A 20,514-nucleotide genomic window follows, 5' to 3' on the forward strand; every position below is an offset into this window, starting at 1 on the left:
ACCCCAACGCACTCACGTTCGGTAAGATGGGCGCGGTCAGCTGTCCGCTGCGCCGTTAGGCAGCGGCGGTGCCTTGCCAACCCTTCGCCCGCCTATGGAATTCGACCTGCTTCACATTGGCCCGCTGGTCGCCCTCGCTCATATTCTCGGCGTGGCTGCAGCGTGCCACGCGATTCTGAACACCCGCACGTCGCAAGGCGCGATCGCGTGGGCCGTGTCGCTGGTCGCCATGCCGTATCTGACGCTGGTGCCGTACCTGTTCCTCGGTCGCAGCAAATTCCAGGGTTACGCGGACGCTCGCCGCATCGAAAACGAATTGCTGCGCACACGCGCCCATCCTCGTGAATGGGATACGCAGGCCTCTTCCGCAGGCTTGCCTACGCAGGAGCTTGGCGCCAGACTCGTGCATTCGCTTACGCGCCTCAGCGCCATGCCATTCCTGCCGGGCAATTCCGTGCGCACGCTGGTGAACGGAGCCGCGACTTTCGAGGCGATCTTCGAAGCGATCGAAGGTGCGAGCCATTACGTGATCGTGCAGTTCTTCATCGTGCGCGACGACGCGCTCGGCGAGTTGCTCAAAGACGCGCTGATCGCGAAAGCGCAGCAAGGCGTGCGCGTCTACTTCCTTTACGACAGCATCGGCAGTTTCGATCTGCCCCACCGCTACGTGGCGGCGCTGCGCGCGGCCGGCGTGGAGACGCACCCGTTCGCCACCAATCGCCGCTTCGTCAACCGCCTGCAGTTGAACTTCCGCAATCACCGCAAGATCGTCTCGGTGGACGGTGAGCGCGCGTTTGTCGGCGGACACAACGTCGGTGTCGAATATCTCGGTAGCAAGCCGCCACTGTCGCCATGGCGCGATACGCATATCGAAGTGCGCGGCCCGGCCGTCGCCAGTATCCAGTTCGTGTTCACCGAGGACTGGCACTGGGCGACCCAGCAGTTGCCCAAGTTCGACATGCCGGTCTTCCAGCCAACTGACCAGGGCATGCACTGCCTCGTCGTGCCGAGCGGTCCGGCCGACAAGCTGGAGACCTGTTCGCTCTTCTTTGTCGAGGCGATCAACGCGGCACGCGAGCGGATCTGGATCACTACGCCTTATCTCATACCCGACGAAGCCGTGTTCGCCGCACTGCGACTGGCGGTGCTACGCGGCGTGGACGTGCGCATTCTGATTCCGTGCCGGCGCGATCACCGCGTGGTGTTCGCCGCCTCGAAACTGTATGCGTACGACTCGCTGCGCGCCGGCATCCGGATCTTCCGCTACCAGCCTGGTTTCCTGCATCAGAAGGTCGTACTGATCGACAGCGTGGCGGCGGCAATCGGCAGCGCCAATCTCGACAACCGCTCGTTCCGGCTGAACTTCGAGATCATGGTGCTGACCGTGGACCGTGGCTTTGCCAAAGATGTCGAAACGATGCTGCTCAAGGACTTCGCGGAGTCGCTCGAAATCGACCGCAGCGAGTACCGCCAGGCGAGCGCGCTGCGGCGCGTGCTGATGCACGTGGCGCGGCTGTTCTCGCCGATCCTGTAGGCGAGCCGACGCGCTGCGGCCCGGCCGACGCCGGCTTCGCGTCCCGCCTTGCTGCGCTTTACAGCAGCTTTTCGATGTCCTCGACAATCGCCTCGGGCTTGGTCAGCGGCGCATAACGCTTCACCACACTGCCGTCTCGGCCGATCAGGAACTTGGTGAAGTTCCATTTGATCGCTTCGAGCCCCAGCAAGCCCGGCGCCTCGCCCGTCAGATAGCGGAACAGCGGATGCGCATTGGCGCCGTTCACCTCGATCTTGTCGAACATCGGGAAGGTCACGCCGTAATTCTTTTCGCAGAAACTGCCGATCTGCGTAGCGTCACCCGGTTCCTGCTTGCCGAACTGGTTGCACGGAAAACCGAGCACCGCGAGCCCGCGCGCCGCGTAGGTGTCATAGACCTTCTGCAGGCCCGCGTACTGCGGCGTGAACCCACATTCGCTCGCCGTATTGACGATCAGCAGGACCTTGCCTTGATAGCGCTCGAGGCTCACTTCCTCGCCGCCGAGCGTATGTGCAGAAAACGAATAAATCGATGTCATGTGCCCTCCCCGTGAAAGCCGTCAGTCTATGCCAAAAGCTGCGCCGGTACAGTCGGCCGAATGGCCGATCCTGGCTGAGCGCCCGGTGTCAGCCCCGGCAGTCTAAAATAGCGTTTTTCTTCAGCCGGCCTCTTCGTGATCCGCTTTAACCAGTTCAGCCTCGCGCGCGGCACCAAGCCGCTCTTTGAAAACACCACGTTCACCCTCAACCCCGGCGAGAAGGCCGGCCTGGTGGGGGCGAACGGCGCGGGCAAGTCGACGCTGTTTGCCGTGCTGCTCGGCGAACTGCACGCCGACGGCGGCGATTTCTCTATTCCGCCAAACTGGCAGATCGCCCACGTCGCGCAGGAAACGCCGGCCGCCGACAAAACCGCCCTCGCTTATACGCTCGACGGCGACGCGGCGTTGCGCGCGATCGAAGCGTGCATTGCCGAAGCCTCGGCCGCGCATGACGGCGCCGCCGAAGGCGAAGCGCACGCCGCGTTCGCCGACGCCGACGGCTACACCGCACCCGCCCGCGCCGAGGCATTGCTGCTCGGCCTCGGCTTCACGCTCGAACAAACGCGCGAGCCGGTCAGCAGTTTCTCGGGCGGCTGGCGCATGCGGCTGAATCTGGCGCAGGCGCTGATGTGCCGCTCCGACCTGCTGCTGCTCGACGAACCGACCAACCACCTGGATCTCGACGCGATCGTCTGGCTCGAAGACTGGCTGCACCGTTATCCGGGCACGCTGATCGTGATCTCGCACGACCGCGAATTTCTCGATTCGGTCTGCAATGTCACGCTGCATCTGGAACAGCAGCAGATCAAGCGTTACGGCGGCAACTATTCGCAGTTCGAAATCCTGCGCGCGCAACAGATCGCTTTGCAGCAGAGCGCGTATGTGAAACAGCAGCGCACGGTCGAGCATCTGCAAAGCTACATCAACCGTTTCAAGGCGCAGGCCACCAAGGCGCGTCAGGCGCAGAGCCGCGTGAAAGCGCTCGAAAAGATGGAAATGATCGCGCCGGCGCATGCGTCCTCGCCGTTCACGTTCGAATTCCGCACGCCCGATTCCGCACCGAATCCGATGATGGTGATGGAAGACGTGCGCTGCGGCTATCGCGGTGAAGACGGCGAAATTCCGATCGTCGATCATGTGATGCTGTCGATCCAGAACGGTCAGCGCATCGGCCTGCTCGGCGCGAACGGTCAGGGCAAATCGACGCTGATCAAAACGCTCGCCGGTACGCTCGAGGCCCTCGGCGGCCATGTGCGCGAAGGCAAGGGACTGCGCATCGGCTACTTTGCGCAGCATCAGCTCGAAACCCTGCGCCCGGACGACACACCGCTGCAACATCTGGCGCGTCTTGCACCGGATACGCGCGAACAGGAATTGCGCGACTTCCTCGGCAGTTTCAACTTTTCCGGCGAGATGGCGACCGCGAAAATCGCGCCCTTTTCGGGCGGCGAAAAAGCCCGTTTGGCGCTCGCGCTGATCATCTGGCAAAAGCCAAATCTGCTGCTGCTCGACGAACCGACCAACCACCTGGATCTCGAAACGCGTCACGCGCTGACCATGGCGCTCGCGCAATTCGAGGGCACGCTGATTCTAGTGTCGCACGACCGGCATCTGCTGCGCGCCACCACCGACGTGTTCATGCTGGTCGCGAAGCATCGCCTGCAGGAATTCGACGGCGATCTCGACGACTACCGCGACTGGCTGCTCCAACATGCCGCGGGACAACGCGCAGCGCTGAAAGAGGGCACGGCGTCGAACGGCGCGGATAGCGCGAATGGCACAGACAGCGGCGTCAATCGCAAGGAGCAACGCCGCCTCGAAGCGGAAACGCGCCAGAAGCTCGCGCACCTGAAAAAGCCGCTGCAAAGCCGCATCACGAAGATTGAAAAGGAAATGGACGCGCTCAACGGGGAAAAGGCGACGCTCGATGCGTTCGTCGTCGATCCGGCCAGTTATGAGCCCGAGCAGAAGAGCAAACTGACGGAGGCGATCCGCCGTCAGGCAGATGTGAACGCGCGCCTCGAAACACTCGAAGCCGAATGGCTCGAGACTCACGAGGAACTCGAACAAATCGGCTAGCGGCAGGCTGTTCCTGGACCGCGCCGGCATCGATCGGAGGTAGCCCTTGTCACCCGTGAGCCCGTCTGCGTCTTCATCTGAGTCTTTACCTGAGTCTTCAGCCACGCCGTCAGCTACGCCGTCATCAGTGGCAGCCCGTGCACCGCTGCAAGGCCTGCGCGTGCTGGACCTGACGCGCCTGCTGCCCGGTCCGGTGGCTGCCTTGCGCCTTGCAGAACTCGGCGCCGACGTGCTGAAGATCGAAGCGCCCGGTGCGGGCGACCCCACCCGCACGATGATGCAGTCGTCCAGCGACCGCGTGGCAGGCCGCCCGGGCGCGTTTTACCGGCTGGTGAATCGCGGCAAGCGCGAAACGCGCCTCGACCTCAAATCGGAAGCGGGACGCAATGTATTGCGCGCACTCGCGGCCGAAGCGGATGTACTGATCGAAAGTTTCCGGCCCGGCGTGATGGAGCGCCTCGGCATCGGCTACGAAACCCTGCGCGCGGTCAATCCGAAGCTGGTCTACTGCGCGATCAGCGGTTACGGTGCGAGCGGTCCGTTTGTCGACCATGCCGGTCACGATCTGAACTACATCGGCTACGCGGGTGTGCTCGATCAGCTGGCGGGCCGCGACGGCGCGCCGATTCTGCCGAATTTCCAGATTGCCGACCTGCTCGGCGGCGCTTTGAGTGCGGTGACGCAGATTCTCGCCGCGTTATGGCATGTGTCGCGCGGCGGCGTTGGCCGCTTCGTCGACGTATCGATGACGCATGTCACGCATGCGCACAACGTCGTCGCGCAAGTGGCGCTCGCCAATGAGGGCGCCGCGCCGGCTGCCGGCGCCGGTCTGTTGAACGGCGGCGTGCCCTGCTACAACCTGTATCGGACGCTCGACAATCGCTGGCTCGCAGTCGGCGCGCTCGAACTGAAGTTCTGGGAAACACTGTGCATGGCGCTGGACCGGCCCGAATGGGCGACGCGCCACTGGAGCCTCGGCCAGGCGATCGGCGGCCCGGACGCCGCCGCGCTGACGCAGGAGTTGGCCGATCTGATCGGCAAGCGCCCGCTGGAGGAATGGGTACTGCTGCTGGAGTCGCTGGACTGCTGCGTCTCGCCGGTGCTGACCCCGGCGGAAGCCGCGCAGCACCCGTTGTTCAATCCAGAGGCGTACGCGGCGATGAACCACGATAAAGACGGAAACGACGCCGGGGCCGACGAGCGTCGGATCGGTTAAACCGCCAACGGGCAGCCGGGTTAAGCCGGCGTCGAAAAGCCCCCCTGCCGCCCCAAACCTCAGCGCCGCACCACCGTCTGCCGCGGCAAAACCTGGCGCGGCGTTTTTTCGTCGTCGTACAGGAAATGCTTGCGGCCTTCCACGTGACGGTTGATCGTCGCGCGCACTTCGGCGGCGGTGACATCTTCGGCCACCACCCGGCGCGAAATCTGCCCTGCTGTGTCGATCCACTCGACAATCCGGCAAGCGCCGCCCCAAGGCTGGCGAATGGGCTCGGAGACGCGGCAGCCGCGCACCTGCATCGGCCACTCGGCCACGGTTTCATATGACTGTTTCAAGGCGCGATCCTTTTTCGGGCATCAGAAGGGATGCAATGCCCTGCCAGCTTAGGAAAAAGGAATGTCGGGTAGGTTACAAGCAATATGGAGATATTTACCGGGCATTACGGACCGAAGGGCGCCCGCAGGCGCCGGAGCCCCGTCTATTCGAGCGTGCGGACCCGATCGATGGCCTGCTCGATCCTTTCGACTGCAACAACCTGTAAGCCTTCAATCGGCTGCTTGGGCGCATTGGCCTTCGGAATGACCGCGATCGAAAAGCCCAGTTTGGCCGCTTCCTTAAGACGATCCTGACCGCGCGGGGATGGCCGGATTTCGCCGGCAAGGCCCACTTCGCCGAATACGACAAGCCCCTTGGGCAGCGGCTTGTTGCGCATCGATGAGTGGATCGCGAGCAGCACGGACAGGTCGGCCGCGGGCTCGGTGATCTTCACGCCGCCCACCGCGTTCAGGAACACGTCCTGATCGAAACAGGCGATGCCGGCGTGCCGATGCAGCACCGCCAGCAGCATCGCCAGGCGGTTCTGTTCCAGCCCTACGGCCAGGCGCCGTGGATTCGGCGCGTTGGCCGCATCGACCAGCGCCTGCACTTCGACCAGCAGCGGCCGCGTGCCTTCCTGCGTCACCAGCACGCACGACCCCGGAACGGATTGCTCGTGCTGCGACAAAAACAACGCCGACGGATTGGCGACACCGCGCAGACCGCGCTCGGTCATCGCGAACACGCCGAGTTCGTTGACCGCGCCGAAGCGGTTCTTGATCGCGCGCACCAGCCGGAACGACGAATGCGTGTCGCCCTCGAAGTACAGCACCGTATCGACGATATGTTCGAGCACGCGCGGCCCGGCGAGCGCACCTTCCTTGGTGACGTGGCCGACCATGATGATCGTGGTGCCCGACTGTTTGGCGATGCGCGTCAATTGCGCCGCGCACTCGCGCACCTGCGCGACCGAACCAGGAGCTGAGGTCAGCGCGTCGGAATAAACGGTTTGAATCGAGTCGATCACCGCCACGTCTGGCCGCTGCTCGGCAATCGTCGCCTGGATTTTCTCGAGCTGGATTTCCGCCAGCAGTTGCAGCTCGCTGGCCTTCGAGCCAGGTTCAAGCAAAGAAAGTCGTTGCGCACGCAACGCAATCTGCGCGGCCGATTCTTCGCCGCTGATATAAAGCGCGCGTTTGTCCGCGGCAATTTCCGCGAGCGATTGCAGCAGCAGCGTCGATTTGCCGATGCCGGGATCGCCGCCGATCAGCACTACGCCGCCCGGCACGAGACCGCCGCCCAGCACGCGGTCGAACTCGCTGACGCCGGTCGAAAAGCGCGGCACGTCGGACGCGTCGATATCGGCGAGACGCCGCACCGGCGCGCTCTTTGCGAGCGATTGGAAGCGATGCGTGGACGGCGCCTCCGCGACCGATTCCACCAGCGTGTTCCACGCATTGCATGACGGGCATTGCCCGGCCCACTTCGGCGATTGGCCGCCGCATTCACTGCAGATGTACAACGTCTTCTGTTTAGCCACGCGCCCTTGCCTGTGTTGCTGTTCTTTGAATTGATACGCTCGCTCGCGCTCCTCATCGAGGAGCTCGCCGCGACCGTCCTTGGGACCCACTGCGCGACCGCCACCGAGGCCGCCATCGGCGGCTCTCACCGGCCTGTCAGCGCCGCGCCTTACTCCGCACGCACCGGCACGCGTGGCGCTACCGCGCACATCAGCTCGTAGCCGATCGTCCCGCACGCCTGCGCCACGTCATCGATCGGCAGCGACGTGCCCCACAGTTCGACACGCGAGCCGACGTTGGCCGTCGGGATCGGCGTCAGGTCGACGGTCAGCATGTCCATCGACACCCGTCCGACGATCCGCGTACGCACGCCGTCGACGATCACCGGCGTGCCTTCCGGCGCAACCCGCGGATAACCGTCCGCGTAACCGCAGGCCACCACGCCGATGCGCATCGGCGCGCGCGCCTTGAACGCCGAACCATAGCCGACCGTATTGCCTTCGGCGAGCGTCTGCACAGCGATCAGTTCGGATGCGAGCGTCATGGCCGGTTGCAGGCCGGTGCCTGCGATCGCGGCCGTCACGCCCGAAGGCGACGCGCCATACAGCATGATGCCCGGGCGCACCCAGTCGAAGTGCGCTGCGGGATGCCACAGCGTCGCCGCCGAATTCGAGAGGCTGCGCGCACCGGCAATGCCTTGCGCGCCGCGCTCGAACGCTTCCATCTGATAGGTGACGCCGCGTTCGCCGTCGGCGTCCGAGAAATGGGTCATCAACGTGATCTGGCCGACACCCTGGCAGGCCCGCGCGCGCTCCCACGCGGAGCGGAATTTTTCCACGGTGTAACCGAGGCGGTTCATGCCGGTGTTCATCTTCAGCTGGATATTGACGGGCTTGGACAGGCGCGCCATTTCGAGCATGCGCAGCTGTTCGTCCGAGTGCAGCGCCGTGGTCAGGCTGTAGCGGTCGATCACGTCGATATCGGTTGGACGAAAGAAGCCTTCAAGCAACAGAATCGGCCCGGCCCAGCCCAATTCACGCAACTTCACGGCTTCTTCGAGGTCCAGTAGACCGAAGCCGTCAGTTGCGCGCAAGCCGGGAAAAGCGCGCGCGAGGCCGTGTCCGTATGCGTTCGCCTTGACGACGGCCCAGATCTTGGATTTTGGTGCGTAGCGCCGGGCGACGGCGAGATTATTGGCGAGTGCAGCAGTATGAATAGTGGCTGAGAGCGGGCGCGGCATAGGTAATTTTCGTAAAGACGCTTGCGAATCAGGAGCTTACAGGGCGTTTTCAGCGCTCGGCAGCCCGCTGGGCGGTGCGATCAAGGATTTTGCTAGTCCGAATCCAGCTATTTTCATGATATAAAGCCGTGCGCACAACCCATTTCGAACGGTATAAGCCCGGACGCCTTGCACACGGCCGGGGCGGATAGACCGCAGCGAGGACAGCATCGCATCAGATGAAAAAAGGTTTTTACACCATCATGGCCGCGCAGTTTTTTTCGTCGCTGGCCGACAATGCGCTTCTGATCGCTGCTATCGCACTGCTGAAAGATCTTCACGCTCCGAACTGGATGACGCCGCTGCTCAAGTTGTTCTTTGTGCTGTCGTACGTCGTTCTGGCCGCCTTCGTGGGCGCCTTTGCGGACTCCCGCCCGAAAGGGCACGTGATGTTCATCACCAATACCATCAAAGTAGTCGGTTGCATCACGATGCTGGTGGGCGCGCATCCGTTGCTCGCCTATGGCATCGTCGGCTTTGGCGCGGCTGCCTACTCGCCGGCCAAGTACGGCATTCTCACCGAGCTGCTGCCGCCTGAGCGGCTGGTCGCCGCGAACGGCTGGATCGAAGGCACCACGGTCGGTTCGATCATTCTCGGCACCGTGCTTGGCGGCGCGCTCATCAGCCCGCACATTGCCGCACCGATCCTCAGGCACCACATCCCCACGGTCAACACGCCCGCTGAAGCGGCGATGCTGGTGATCATGGCAATCTACGTGATCGCGGCGCTCTTCAATCTGCGCATTCCCGACACCGGCGCGCGCTATCCGAAACAGGAACGCGGGCCGATCAAGCTGGTCACCGATTTCGCCGACTGCTTTCTCGTGCTGTGGCGCGACAAGCTCGGCCAGATCTCGCTCGCCGTCACCACGCTTTTTTGGGGCGCCGGCGCGACGCTGCAATTCATCGTGCTGAAGTGGGCCGAGGTGTCGCTGAACATGTCGCTTTCGGAAGCCGCGATTCTGCAGGCGGTGGTTGCAGTGGGTGTGGCGGTCGGTGCGATTTACGCAGCCTCGCGCGTGCCGTTGAGGAAGTCGCTGTCGGTACTTCCGGTCGGCATCATGATGGGCATCGCCGTGATGCTGATGGCCTTCTACACACGCGACCTGTTCCCCACGCATTGGGGCCTGTATTTCGGCCGCGTGCATGTGCCGGGCTATCTGATCGTCGCGTATATCTTTCTGATGGTCGTCGGCGGCCTGTCGGGCTTTTTCGTCGTCCCGATGAATGCGCTGCTCCAGCATCGTGGCCACGTGCTGTTGTCGGCGGGTCATTCGATCGCCGTGCAGAACTTCAACGAAAATCTCTCGGTGCTCATCATGCTGTGCCTGTACGCAGTGCTGGTATGGCTCGACGTGCCGGTCACCTTGGTGATCGTGCTGTTCGGCACCTTCGTCTGCCTGATGATGTGGTTGGTGATGCGGCGCCACCAGGCGAATCAGCGCGCGTTCGACTCGGTCGCGCTGATCGGCGAAGCCAAGCATTGACCCGCGACGGGCAGTGCACCGACTGCCCGCGCCTTCCCCCTTTCCTCGCTTTGCCATGACTCAACCCATTCCCAATGTGCTGACGATCGCCGGTTCCGATTCCGGCGGCGGCGCCGGCATTCAGGCCGATCTGAAGGCTTTCTCGGCGCTCGGCGCCTATGGCGCGAGCGTGATCACCGCGCTCACCGCACAGAACACGCGCGGCGTCACGGCGATTCATGCGCCGGAGCCCGCCTTCATTACCGCGCAACTCGATGCGGTGTTCGACGACATCCGTATCGATGCCGTGAAAATCGGCATGCTGGCAAATGCGCAGATCGCGCGCGCGGTCGCCGACGCGCTGCGGCGGTACAAGCCGAAGCACGTCGTGCTCGACACGGTTATGATTTCCAAGAGCAATCACGCGCTGCTGCTGCCGGATGCGGTCGCTGCCGTGCGTGACGAGTTGCTGCCGCTCGCCGATCTGCTGACGCCCAATCTGCCGGAAGCGGCAGCCTTGCTAGGCGTACAAGCTGCCACCGATGAAGCCGGCATGGTCGAACAAGGCGAAGCGCTGCGTGCGCTTGGCGCGCGGGCGGTGCTGATGAAGGGTGGTCATTTGAGCGCGGCGGACAGTCCCGACTGGCTCGTAGAGGACAGCGGCACGCTGCGCCTGGGTGGCCCGCGCGTGCCGGTGAAGAACACGCATGGGACGGGCTGCACGCTGTCGTCGGCGATTGCTGCGCTGATTCCGCAGCGCGCCGATCTGGCAAGCGCGGTCGCCGACGCCAAGCTGTATCTGACCGGCGCGTTGCAGGCGAGCGATCGGCTCGACGTCGGCAGCGGCGTGGGACCGGTGCATCATTTTTATCGGTGGTGGTGAGAGGCGAAAGAGCCTCGGCATCGCGGAGGTATTAGCCGCTGCGTTGCACGGCGCTACGCCGCGATTGCTTCCGTCCGCCCCGGTGCTTCTACGGCTGCCGCGCGTAGGCCTGCGCCAGCTCAGGCCATTCGTTGGGCACAATGAAGCCACGCGAGCGTTCGATGCGGTTACCTGCGCTGTCATCGACGAACGCGGCGACCATTGTCGGTCCGTGCTGATGTGAAGTTTGCACAGCGAGCGTTCCGGCATCGGCAAAAGCGAATCCCACTCCTTCCGTCTCACCCGCCGTGCCCGCCGCACCTGGCCCGTACCGTCGTGGCGCAAGCCATTCCAACCGTGGCAGCACACGCCACGTCTGCGCATGCGCCGCGGCAAAGTCCGGCCAATCGTTGCGCGTGACCCACCAGCCACGTCCGTGCGACGGATCGAGCTCGACAGGATCGGCAGGTGTTTCGCCCGCACGATAGAACAGCCAGCCCTTGATAAACATCTGCGGCGTCCATGGCCCTGCATGGCCGACCGATGCGAACTCTTCACGCGCGCTCAACGGCAGCTGATGATTCAGCACATGCGCGAGCTTCAGATCGAAGCGGTCTTTCAGATTCGGGCCAACGTAATCGGCTAATCGCGCCGTCGACTGCGAGGCCGACTGCGCGCGGTTTTCGCCCGCATGCAGGTAGCACTTCACCGCCAACTCCCAATGCAGGCGCACGCCTTGCTGCGTCTGCACCAGGAAATCGCATTCACCGAGCGTGACGCCTTCGCGTCGCAACGGCACGCCGGCCGCGACCAGCCGCGCCGCCGGTCCATGTTGCAGGAACCATCCGAGCAGCCGTTCGGCGTAGCGGCCAAGACGTGTGATACGCGTCGCGGCGAGATCGCGCTGCAAGTCGGCCGGATCGGCATCCAGCGCGCGTAACCAGTCGACGCTTGCATCAAATTCCTGGGGCGAGTCGAAGGGACTCGCGAGCACGCCCACCGGTGGTTGCGCGCGCAACAAATCGGCGCTCAGCAGCAACCACGCGAGATCGCGCACTGCCGGTTCGCGCAATGTGTCGAGCAGCTTCCCGAGAACCGCAGCGGATGGGCCGGGCGCGACGGCAAGACGTGCCGCCGGCCCGCTCGCGTCCGTCACTTTGCCGCGCTGGACGGCACGCCGCCCGCCGCGAGCCACGTGTCGCGCGCGAGGCACAGGTCTGCCCAGGCCTTCGCCTTGTCGGGCAGGCTGCGCAGCAGATACGCCGGGTGATAGGTGACGATGACCGGCACCCCTTCATATTCGTGCACACGGCCGCGCAGCGACGAAATGCTCGCGTCGGTTTTCAGCAGACTTTGCGCGGCGAAGCGGCCCAGGGCGACGATCAGCTTCGGCTTGACCAGCGCGACCTGGCGTTGCAGATAAGGCTCGCAACGCGCGACTTCGTCCGGCTCGGGATTGCGGTTGCCAGGCGGGCGGCACTTGATCACGTTGGCGATATAGACGTTGCTGTCGCGCGCGAGCATCAGTGAACGCAGCATATTGTCGAGCAGCTTGCCGGCCTGGCCGACGAACGGCTCTCCCACGCGATCTTCGTTCTCACCAGGCGCTTCGCCGATCAGCATCCAGTCGGCATTGCGATCGCCGACGCCGAATACCGTGTTCGTGCGTTTCTCGCACAGACGGCAGCGTTCACAGGCGGCGACCTGCTGGCTCAACGCGTCCCAGTCGAGCGTCTGGATCGAGGAAGGCTCGGGCGCCTCGCGGCGCGCTTCAACGGGAGCGTGGGCGGGCTGATCGTCGAACCATGCGAAATCGTCGTCGGGTGGAGCGTCGAACGCCGGCGGCTCAGGTGCTCGCGACTGCTGCGATGGCTGCGATGGCTGTTTTATCGGCTGCCGTGCATCGGCCGGCGCTTGCATCCGCCCCTGCGTCTGTTCCTGCGCTGGTGGTGGTGCGCGGCGCTCGCCTTGCTCGATCCCGGTTTCGACCGCGATCTCCTGCGCCACCGACATTCCGCGACGCACCCACAGCGGCGCAAGTCCGAACTCTTCCAGTACCGATTCATGCAGCGCCATCTGCGCCCTCCGTGGCAAACGAGAAACGCATCACGATGGCGTCCTCCCGGCTGCGATGCCGCGCCGGATAATAGTTTTTGCGCCGGCCAATCGACGCAAAGCCGAAGCGCTCGTAAAGCCGGATAGCCCGATGATTCGACGGCCGCACTTCGAGCAGCAGGCCATCGAGTTTTTCGGCGCGCGTAACGCGCACCGCTTCGCGCAGCAGCGCGAGCCCGGCACCGGCGCCTTGCGCGGCGGGCGTCACGCACAAATTGAGCAGATGCATTTCATCGACCACCGGCATCAGCACGCAATAACCGATCAGCGTGCCCGTTACGTGACGCATGCAGATGCCGAAATAGCCGTTGCGCAGCGAATCGCCGAAATTACCGCGGCTCCAGGGGAACTCGTAGGCGACCTTTTCGATGGCCGCGACCTCGTCCAGATCGGCCTCGGTCATCGGCGACATATAACGGTCCGCCAGCAACACACCGCTCATTGCCGGCCCTCGCCTTGATGCGCGTCGTGCGCCAATCTGGCGGCCTGCTCGGCCTTGGCGGCTTTTTCAGCTTTTTCGGCGACCCGCTCCGCCGTGGTCTGGGCGACCTTGTCGCGAATGTATTCCGGCGCAGCCTGATCGGCGGGCACCGTGCGGCCGGCGCGAAACGCGCGCAGCGCCGCGTGCGCGAGCGGCACCGCATGCGGCAGCGCTTCGCTGTCGACGGTTCGCGCAGCCGCGACGGCGGGCAGCCGCGCGCCGAAGGCGGCAGCGGCATTGCCTGCCAGCGTGAACGGGACGTCGGGCAAAACGAGCCGTTCCGGCGCGTCGAGCGAAGCCGGCTGAAGCGTGCGCCATTCGCCAAGGGCTGCGTCCCACGCGTAGTCGGCCCAATAGATTTCGTCCATCCGGGCGTCGAGCGCGGCGAGCACGCGGGTCGCCGACGGATCGCGCAGCCGTGCGCTTTCCGCGCAGGCCAAGAGCGTGCTGACCGGCACGACCGGCAGGTTCAGACCGAACGCGAGGCCTTGAGCAACGCCCGTCGCGGTGCGAAGACCGGTGAACGAGCCGGGGCCGGAGCCGAAGGCAATAGCGGTGCAATCCGCCAGTTTCAGGCCGGCTTCGTCGAAAAGTTCGCGAATGGCGGGCAAGAGGCGCGTGCTGGAGACTGCGCCGGTTTGCTCGTGGCGCACCCAGATCCGGGGTTCGGCGCGGCCTGGGTCCGCTGTCTGGCTCGCGGCGCCGCCAACGGCGGCCAGGAGCGCTACCGAGCAGAATTCGGTCGAGGTATCGAGGGCAAGAAGCACAGTTTGAGTCATGGACCCTATTGTAATCGGCACGGCGCGTGCAGATGCGGTTTTGGGTTTGCCCTCCCGGCGGGGAGGGCTGTTTGGAATAAGCCCTCGGCCCCGCGGCAGCATGCAGTTGTTATGATCATTGGCCCAGCCAAAACCAACCCCGCCAGCCGGGCAAAACCACAATGACAGACATCAACGCGCAATTCGTCCAGGCCCAGGAAGATGCAAAGCAACTGCCCGAGCGTCCGGGCAACCTCACCCTTCTGCGCCTCTACGCTCTCTTCAAGCAGGCCACAGACGGCGACGTCCACGGCGACAAACCCGGCTTCACCGATATCGTCGGCAAGTACAAGTACGATGCGTGGGCCGCGCTCAAAGGCACCGCTCAGGACGCCGCGAAGCAGCAATACATCGATCTCGTCGAATCCCTGAAAAGCGGCGCGTCGGCCTGAGCCGGCTCTGCGGCGGAAAACGGCGGCCAGCCAGATCGTCAGGACGGGGCGCCAAGAGGCAGCCCAAAGGTAGCTAAAAGGCAGCCAAACGAAAGTTTTCCGCCAGGAAACGTCCTAATGGTGGCGCAGTGCAACAAAACTCTATACAATACTGCCTGCGCTTCACTGCTTTGCCCGGCTTTCCTCTAGCGGCCTTTGCGGCGCAGCGCCTCGTAGCGTTTAGCTCCAATCCAGTTTAGAACCTGTCCCCTCCTGCCTAGCCCCCTACGGGCGATCATGTCCCAGGCTGGCGGCACGCCGTGTTGGCATGTCGCATCCGATACAGCTTCTAACGAAAAGCTCGCCTTCATTGTCGCGAGCTGCCCCCGTTTTTCGATTTGCTCGCTGCTTCTTTGCTCGCTGAATCCGACGACTTGGGTATGCCGATTGGCGCCGACGTTTTAATTCCGTGTGTACCAAGGATTTACCAAGGATTCTCATGACTTCGAGCAATACCCCCAGCAGCCCGTTGAACGCCATCGCCGATCAAGCCCTCGGTCTAGCCGACGCACCCGCACAAGCCGCAGCTGTTGCTGCCGCTCCGGAAGCTGTCGCCGCAGAGACCGCAGCGCCGACCGGCCCGTCGTTCGCGTCGCTCGGTCTGTCCGCGGATGTCGTCTCCGCCCTGACCGCCGCTGGTTATCAAAACCCGACTCCGGTTCAGCAACGCGCGATCCCCGCCGGCATCGCCGGCCGCGATCTGATGGTCTCGAGCCCGACCGGTTCGGGCAAGACCGCCGCGTTCATGCTGCCCGCTATCGAACGTTTCTCGCAACTGCAAAAAGCACAAGCCAGCCAGCCGCGTGAACCGCGTCCGGCTGACGGCGCACGCACGCGCCGTCCGCAACCGGTTGCCCGTCCGACCATGCTGGTTCTGACGCCGACCCGCGAACTCGCGATGCAGGTCACCACTGCTGCCGCCACGTACGGTAAGCACCTCAAGCGTCTGCGCACCGTCAGCATTCTGGGCGGTGTCGCTTATGGTCAACAACTGATGCTGCTGGCAAAGAACCCGGAAATCCTGGTTGCTACGCCGGGCCGTTTGATCGACCACCTGGAACGCGGCCGTATCGATCTGTCGCAACTGCAGATCCTCGTGCTCGACGAAGCCGACCGCATGCTCGACATGGGCTTCATCGAAGACATCGAAACGATCGTTGCCGCTACGCCGGCTTCGCGTCAAACCATGCTGTTCTCGGCCACGCTCGACGGCAAGATCGGTTCGCTGACCGGCCGTCTGCTGAAGGATCCGGAACGTATCGAGATCGTTCAACGCCTCGAACAACGTACCAACATCGCGCAAACCGTCCACTATGTTGACGACCGCGATCACAAGGACCGTCTGCTCGACCATCTGCTGCGTGACTCCGGCCTCGATCAGGCTATCGTCTTCACGGCAACCAAGATGGACGCGGACCAACTGGCTGGCCGTCTGGCCGACGCCGGTTTCGAATCGGCTGCTCTGCACGGCGATCTGCCGCAAGGCGCACGTAACCGCACGATCAAGGCCCTGCGCGAGCGCCGTGTGCGCGTGCTGGTGGCAACGGACGTCGCCGCTCGCGGTATCGACATTCCGGGCATCACGCACGTGTTCAACTACGACCTGCCGAAGTTCGCTGAAGACTACGTGCACCGTATCGGCCGTACCGGCCGTGCTGGCCGCTCGGGCATCGCAGTGAGCCTCGTGCATCATGCAGAACAAGGCGCGCTGAAGCGCATCGAGCGTTTCGTGCGCACCCCGTTGCCGGTCAACGTCGTAGAAGGCTTCGAGCCGCGCAAGTCGGCTCCGTCGGGTAACGGCCGTCCTGGCTTTGGCGGCCGTGGCCGTCCGGGCGGTGGCAATGGCGGTGGCCGTCGCTTCGGTAGCGGCAGCGGCGCTGGCAAGCCGGCCGGTAACGGCGGCGGTTCGCGCAGCGGTAGCGGCAATGGCGGCGGCTGGGCAGGCAAGTCGGCCGGCGGCGGCTCGCGTGAAGGCGGCTTCGGCGGCGGTTCGCGTGACGGTGGCTACGGCGCACGCCGCAGCGACGGTCCGCGCACGGCGCGTCGCGGCAGCTAAGCAGCGACTCAGCAATTCATCAGGCAAGCGCTATTTACGTGGCTCGGTCAGTACGTAAGGCGGCCTGAAAAGACCCGGACGGCCCCGCGCAGTCCGTCAGTCAAAAGAAACCGGTGCTCAGGCACCGGTTTTTTTTCGTCCGCACTTGGATGACCGCCGACATTTCACGATGTGGAAAATTTTTTTGCGTCGTAAAAAATCGTGCTGCAAGGCACAACACGACCTATTGCAAGATGGAAAAAGACCTTTCTCAATGCGAAACGAATGACGCAAGCATTTGATTTTAAACAAAAATAAATATTCGAAAAACGATCCTCGGCAGCTATTGCGTGACGGTCGATTTGCCTAGACTCTTATATAAGACTTCACGAAACGAAACGCCTCAAACGGCCAGCCGCTTCGACGAAGACCGCAAGTTTCTTGCATGGGACCAGAGTAAGCGCTTTGCACCAACTCTGGTCGACAGAGTCACTCATCCATTACAGGCAACCAAGGAGCACACCATGTCCCGCGAACAACAAGCCAAGCAACTCCAACAGCAATGGGAAACCGATCCGCGCTGGAAAGGCGTGAAGCGTACGTACACCGCTGAAGACGTGATCCGTCTGCGCGGCTCGCTGCAAGTGGAGCACACGCTTGCCAAGCGCGGCGCGGAAAAGCTGTGGGAAAGCGTCAACAACGAGCCGTTCGTGAACTCGCTCGGCGCGCTGACTGGCAACCAGGCGATGCAACAGGTCAAGGCCGGCCTGAAGGCGATCTACCTGTCGGGCTGGCAAGTGGCGGGCGATGCGAACGTGGCCGGTGAAATGTACCCGGACCAGTCGCTGTATCCGGCGAACTCGGTGCCGCTCGTCGTGAAGCGCATCAACAACACGCTGACGCGCGCTGACCAGATCCAATGGTCGGAAGGCAAGAATCCGGGCGACGAAGGCTATATCGACTACTTCGCACCGATTGTGGCCGACGCGGAAGCCGGTTTCGGCGGCGTTCTGAACGCATTCGAACTGATGAAGGCCATGATCGAAGCCGGCGCGGCAGGCGTGCACTTCGAAGACCAGCTCGCTTCGGTGAAGAAGTGCGGCCACATGGGCGGCAAGGTGCTCGTGCCGACCCGCGAAAACATCGCCAAGCTGACCGCCGCGCGTCTGGCCGCCGACGTCTCCGGCGCGCCGACCGTGCTGCTGGCTCGCACCGACGCAGAAGCCGCCGACCTGATCACGTCGGACGTGGATGACAACGACAAGCCGTTCCTGACGGGCGAACGGACGGTGGAAGGTTTCTATCGTACGAAGCCGGGTCTGGAACAGGCGATCTCGCGTGGCCTCGCCTACGCGCCGTACGCCGACATGATCTGGTGCGAAACCGGCAAGCCGGACCTCGAGTTCGCGAAGAAATTCGCCGACGCGATCCACAAGGAATTCCCGGACCAGTTGCTGTCGTACAACTGCTCGCCGTCGTTCAACTGGAAGAAGAACCTGGACGACGCAACCATCGCCAAGTTCCAGCGCGAACTCGGCGCAATGGGCTACAAATTCCAGTTCATCACGCTGGCCGGCTTCCACGCGCTGAACTACTCGATGTTCAATCTGGCGCACGGCTATGCCCGCAACCAGATGACCGCGTTCGTCGAAATGCAGCAGGCTGAATTCGCAGCAGCGGAAAAGGGCTTCACCGCGGTCAAGCACCAACGCGAAGTCGGCACCGGCTACTTCGACGCCGTGACGCAAACGGTCGAACGCGACGCGTCGACGACCGCGCTGCACGGTTCGACGGAAGACGAACAGTTCTTCGACAAGAAGGTCGCTTAAGTCACATCGGTCACCTCGGTCACATAGAGGTCTGATCGCGAGAAAGGCAAGGCAGACGAAAAAGCGGCCCCGTTAGAGGGCCGCCGTCAGGGAGGAGTAGCCATCCGGGCTGGAGTACGCCGACTGCCCTGATGGCTGGAATCTGGGAGTGATGGCAGCAGCGCTGACAAAGCCAGCACAACGCATTGTGCGGCGAGCATGGGACGCGCCGGCCTCATCGCCGGCGCGTTTTCTTTTGCTACGCCGTACCTGCCCGCGACGCGAATCGCAAGCAGGTACCTCAGCGGTACACGATCACTGGAATCTTCGTATGCGTCAGGACCCGCTGCGTCTCGCTGCCGATCAGCAGGCTGCCGAGGCCGCGCCGTCCATGCGAGGCCATGAAAATCACGTCGCAGCCGCCCTGCTCGGCCGCTTCGATGATGCCGAGATACGGCGCCGGATGCACGCTAGTGCGGCTGTCGAACGCGACGCCGACACGGCGCGCGGCCAGCTCCACTTCCCGCAGATGCACGCGCGCTTCACGCTCGCTGCGCTCCAGAAACTCGACCGGCGGCTCGATCACCACGTCGGAGAACGGGGAATACGGATATTGCGGCAGACAGGCGTAGGCGGTGACGCGAGCGCCAACTACCTGCGCGAGGTCGATGGCGCCGTCTATCGCCTTGCGTGACAGGTCTGAACCATCGGTCGGAACCAGGATGTGCCTAAACATGATGCCCTCCGTCGCCGGCTGCGCGCAGCGCGGCGTCAGCGTCCCACGAGGTTCGGCATGAAGCCGCTTCAATCGATTGTAGTTCGCAGAAAATGAGGTCAAGGCCATCGTGCGGGTCTGTCCGCATATCGGAAACCCGCTGCGCAGGTCCGCGCCGCGGTTGTGCAGGGCGGCATTGCACCGGATCGCCGGACGTTGGTTGCACCGCCGCCGTACCTAAGCCGTACCTAAGCCGCACCTCAGCCAGCGTCAGTTCCAGTAATCAGGATGGCCGTACGTATGCTTGAGAAAGTCCAGAAACAGTCGAACCCGCAGCGGCAAATGCCGGCGCTGCGGAAAAACCGCATGGATACCGATCGGCGGCGCGGCGAACTCGTCGAGCACGCTGACCAGCCGGCCAGCCGCGATATCCGTGCCGACCTCCCACCACGAGCGCCATGCGAGCCCATACCCCTCGAGGCACCACTCGTGCAGCACGGCGCCGTCCGAGCATTCCATCGTGCCGGACACCTTGATCGACACGACCTTGTCGCCCTGCTGGAACATCCAGCCGCGCTGCTGATTGGCGCTCGCGCCGAGCGCGAGGCAATTGTGATGCGCGAGATCGGCCAGTGTGTGCGGCGATCCGCGCCGGCTCAGATACGACGGCGAAGCCACGCACACGCGGCGGTTCTCTCCGAGCTTGAGCGACACCAGCGACGAATCCGGCAACTCGCCCAGGCGCACGGCGCAGTCGAACCCTTCGTTGACGAGATCGACCAGCCGGTCGGACAGGTCGAGCGTAATCGACACATCCGGATGCGCGACGGTGAAAGCGGGCACCAGCGGCGCGACATGCCGGCGCCCAAACCCGGCCGGCGCCGACAGCCGCAAATGGCCGCTCGCCTTCACGCCGCCCGCCGACACGCTGGCCTCGGCGTTCTGCATGTCGTGGATGACGCGCTGGCAATCCTCGAGAAACGCCGAGCCTTCGAAGGTCAGCGTGATCTTGCGCGTGGTGCGCACCAGCAATTTGACGCCGAGGCGCTCTTCGAGCGCATCGATGCGGCGGCCGATGATGGCGGGCGCGACGCCTTCGGCGAGCGCTGCGGCGGACAGGCTGCCCCTGGCCGCGACGGCAACGAAAGTCTCGATCTGCTTGAAACGGTCCATGGGTAGCGGAGCCGCAACGCCCTGAAGGAAGTCCCCCTTGGGGGGCTGCGCGGGAAAGTGGTCGGTGCGCGTCAGATTAGGCGCATGAAAGTAAAAGATCAAGTGATCTTTAGCCTCTTTTTTAGC

The 20,514-nt window shown here is 63.7% G+C and carries 18 protein-coding genes; 8 read left to right on the forward strand and 10 right to left on the reverse strand.

Annotated features, from left to right (window positions below; translation table 11 throughout):
• Window positions 1-94 precede the first annotated feature (94 nt).
• A complete protein-coding gene (cls, locus tag GNZ13_RS33815; protein ID WP_172172654.1) occupies window positions 95-1,534 on the forward strand; it encodes a cardiolipin synthase in 1,440 nt (479 codons plus the stop codon).
• 58 nt (window positions 1,535-1,592) lie between these two features.
• Here the strand turns inward: cls and GNZ13_RS33820 are convergent, their stop codons facing one another.
• Entirely contained in the window at window positions 1,593-2,072 is a 480-nt protein-coding gene (locus GNZ13_RS33820) for a glutathione peroxidase (RefSeq protein ID WP_172172656.1), read from the reverse strand.
• A 135-nt stretch (window positions 2,073-2,207) separates the two neighbouring features.
• On the opposite strand from GNZ13_RS33820, the gene GNZ13_RS33825 reads away from it, so the two are divergent.
• Together GNZ13_RS33825 and GNZ13_RS33830 are read left to right on the forward strand one after the other, a co-directional pair.
• Window positions 2,208-4,151, forward strand: coding sequence for an ATP-binding cassette domain-containing protein (locus GNZ13_RS33825; protein WP_172172658.1), 1,944 nt, complete (start codon window positions 2,208-2,210; stop codon window positions 4,149-4,151).
• A 145-nt stretch (window positions 4,152-4,296) separates the two neighbouring features.
• Complete coding sequence (locus tag GNZ13_RS33830) at window positions 4,297-5,367, forward strand: CaiB/BaiF CoA transferase family protein (protein WP_172172794.1); 1,071 nt, start codon at window positions 4,297-4,299, stop codon at window positions 5,365-5,367.
• A gap of 59 nt (window positions 5,368-5,426) precedes the next feature.
• Here the strand turns inward: GNZ13_RS33830 and GNZ13_RS33835 are convergent, their stop codons facing one another.
• The 3 genes from GNZ13_RS33835 to alr form a co-directional block, all read right to left on the reverse strand.
• Complete coding sequence (locus tag GNZ13_RS33835) at window positions 5,427-5,705, reverse strand: DUF2866 domain-containing protein (protein WP_172172660.1); 279 nt, start codon at window positions 5,703-5,705, stop codon at window positions 5,427-5,429.
• A 143-nt stretch (window positions 5,706-5,848) separates the two neighbouring features.
• Window positions 5,849-7,225 carry a DNA repair protein RadA gene (radA, locus tag GNZ13_RS33840; protein WP_172172662.1) on the reverse strand — a complete coding sequence of 459 codons (1,377 nt, stop codon included), beginning with the start codon at window positions 7,223-7,225 and terminating at the stop codon, window positions 5,849-5,851.
• 149 nt (window positions 7,226-7,374) lie between these two features.
• Window positions 7,375-8,445 (reverse strand): alanine racemase, encoded by a 1,071-nt coding sequence (gene alr / locus GNZ13_RS33845; protein WP_172172664.1) that lies wholly within the window; start codon window positions 8,443-8,445, stop codon window positions 7,375-7,377.
• Between the two features lie 218 nt (window positions 8,446-8,663).
• Here alr and lplT point away from each other — a divergent pair, with 218 nt between their 5' ends.
• Together lplT and thiD are read left to right on the forward strand one after the other, a co-directional pair.
• Complete coding sequence (gene lplT, locus GNZ13_RS33850) at window positions 8,664-9,971, forward strand: lysophospholipid transporter LplT (protein ID WP_172172666.1); 1,308 nt, start codon at window positions 8,664-8,666, stop codon at window positions 9,969-9,971.
• Window positions 9,972-10,026: 55 nt separating this feature from the next.
• Window positions 10,027-10,833, forward strand: a complete 807-nt coding sequence (gene thiD / locus GNZ13_RS33855; RefSeq protein ID WP_172172668.1) for a bifunctional hydroxymethylpyrimidine kinase/phosphomethylpyrimidine kinase — start codon at window positions 10,027-10,029, stop codon at window positions 10,831-10,833.
• An 88-nt stretch (window positions 10,834-10,921) separates the two neighbouring features.
• Here the strand turns inward: thiD and GNZ13_RS33860 are convergent, their stop codons facing one another.
• From GNZ13_RS33860 to tsaB, 4 genes are read right to left on the reverse strand one after another with little or no spacing between them, the layout of a single operon-like run.
• Window positions 10,922-11,968, reverse strand: coding sequence for a DUF1853 family protein (locus GNZ13_RS33860; protein ID WP_172172670.1), 1,047 nt, complete (start codon window positions 11,966-11,968; stop codon window positions 10,922-10,924).
• The gene (locus tag GNZ13_RS33865; RefSeq protein WP_172172672.1) at window positions 11,965-12,888 is read right to left on the reverse strand and encodes a uracil-DNA glycosylase; all 924 of its coding nucleotides are present in this window, start codon (window positions 12,886-12,888) and stop codon (window positions 11,965-11,967) included. Before GNZ13_RS33865 ends, GNZ13_RS33860 begins: the two co-directional genes overlap by 4 nt.
• Window positions 12,875-13,369: a ribosomal protein S18-alanine N-acetyltransferase gene (gene rimI, locus GNZ13_RS33870; RefSeq protein ID WP_172172674.1), complete on the reverse strand. Its 495-nt coding sequence runs from the start codon at window positions 13,367-13,369 to the stop codon at window positions 12,875-12,877. Before rimI ends, GNZ13_RS33865 begins: the two co-directional genes overlap by 14 nt.
• Window positions 13,366-14,187 (reverse strand): tRNA (adenosine(37)-N6)-threonylcarbamoyltransferase complex dimerization subunit type 1 TsaB, encoded by an 822-nt coding sequence (tsaB, locus tag GNZ13_RS33875; protein WP_172172676.1) that lies wholly within the window; start codon window positions 14,185-14,187, stop codon window positions 13,366-13,368. The genes rimI and tsaB overlap by 4 nt, the downstream gene beginning before the upstream one ends.
• Window positions 14,188-14,348: 161 nt before the next feature.
• Here tsaB and GNZ13_RS33880 point away from each other — a divergent pair, with 161 nt between their 5' ends.
• The 3 genes from GNZ13_RS33880 to aceA all read left to right on the forward strand — a co-directional run bounded on the left by GNZ13_RS33880 (window position 14,349) and on the right by aceA (window position 18,521).
• On the forward strand, window positions 14,349-14,618 hold the full coding sequence (locus GNZ13_RS33880; protein ID WP_172172678.1) for an acyl-CoA-binding protein: 270 nt from the start codon (window positions 14,349-14,351) through the stop codon (window positions 14,616-14,618).
• 478 nt (window positions 14,619-15,096) lie between these two features.
• Complete coding sequence (locus tag GNZ13_RS33885; RefSeq protein ID WP_172172680.1) at window positions 15,097-16,713, forward strand: DEAD/DEAH box helicase; 1,617 nt, start codon at window positions 15,097-15,099, stop codon at window positions 16,711-16,713.
• A gap of 503 nt (window positions 16,714-17,216) precedes the next feature.
• Window positions 17,217-18,521 carry an isocitrate lyase gene (aceA, locus tag GNZ13_RS33890; protein ID WP_074283070.1) on the forward strand — a complete coding sequence of 435 codons (1,305 nt, stop codon included), beginning with the start codon at window positions 17,217-17,219 and terminating at the stop codon, window positions 18,519-18,521.
• A gap of 280 nt (window positions 18,522-18,801) precedes the next feature.
• On the opposite strand, the gene GNZ13_RS33895 is transcribed toward aceA, so the two are convergent.
• Window positions 18,802-19,236 carry a universal stress protein gene (locus GNZ13_RS33895; protein ID WP_172172682.1) on the reverse strand — a complete coding sequence of 145 codons (435 nt, stop codon included), beginning with the start codon at window positions 19,234-19,236 and terminating at the stop codon, window positions 18,802-18,804.
• A 249-nt stretch (window positions 19,237-19,485) separates the two neighbouring features.
• Entirely contained in the window at window positions 19,486-20,388 is a 903-nt protein-coding gene (locus tag GNZ13_RS33900; RefSeq protein WP_172172796.1) for a LysR family transcriptional regulator, read from the reverse strand.
• Window positions 20,389-20,514 lie beyond the last annotated feature (126 nt).

Source organism: Paraburkholderia elongata, from assembly GCF_013177735.1.
In the GTDB taxonomy this organism is placed as follows: Bacteria; Pseudomonadota; Gammaproteobacteria; order Burkholderiales; family Burkholderiaceae; genus Paraburkholderia; species Paraburkholderia elongata.

Excerpts from the sequence above, each read along its gene's own strand:
- cls (WP_172172654.1), top strand. The coding sequence starts at position 95 with ATGGAATTCGACCTGCTTCACATTGGCCCGCTGGTCGCCCTCGCTCAT.
- GNZ13_RS33820 (WP_172172656.1), bottom strand. The coding sequence starts at position 2,072 with ATGACATCGATTTATTCGTTTTCTGCACATACGCTCGGCGGCGAGGAA.
- alr (WP_172172664.1), bottom strand. The coding sequence starts at position 8,445 with ATGCCGCGCCCGCTCTCAGCCACTATTCATACTGCTGCACTCGCCAAT.
- lplT (WP_172172666.1), top strand. The coding sequence starts at position 8,664 with ATGAAAAAAGGTTTTTACACCATCATGGCCGCGCAGTTTTTTTCGTCG.
- thiD (WP_172172668.1), top strand. The coding sequence starts at position 10,027 with ATGACTCAACCCATTCCCAATGTGCTGACGATCGCCGGTTCCGATTCC.
- GNZ13_RS33865 (WP_172172672.1), bottom strand. The coding sequence starts at position 12,888 with ATGGCGCTGCATGAATCGGTACTGGAAGAGTTCGGACTTGCGCCGCTG.
- rimI (WP_172172674.1), bottom strand. The coding sequence starts at position 13,369 with ATGAGCGGTGTGTTGCTGGCGGACCGTTATATGTCGCCGATGACCGAG.
- tsaB (WP_172172676.1), bottom strand. The coding sequence starts at position 14,187 with ATGACTCAAACTGTGCTTCTTGCCCTCGATACCTCGACCGAATTCTGC.
- GNZ13_RS33880 (WP_172172678.1), top strand. The coding sequence starts at position 14,349 with ATGACAGACATCAACGCGCAATTCGTCCAGGCCCAGGAAGATGCAAAG.
- GNZ13_RS33885 (WP_172172680.1), top strand. The coding sequence starts at position 15,097 with ATGACTTCGAGCAATACCCCCAGCAGCCCGTTGAACGCCATCGCCGAT.
- aceA (WP_074283070.1), top strand. The coding sequence starts at position 17,217 with ATGTCCCGCGAACAACAAGCCAAGCAACTCCAACAGCAATGGGAAACC.
- GNZ13_RS33895 (WP_172172682.1), bottom strand. The coding sequence starts at position 19,236 with ATGTTTAGGCACATCCTGGTTCCGACCGATGGTTCAGACCTGTCACGC.
- GNZ13_RS33900 (WP_172172796.1), bottom strand. The coding sequence starts at position 20,388 with ATGGACCGTTTCAAGCAGATCGAGACTTTCGTTGCCGTCGCGGCCAGG.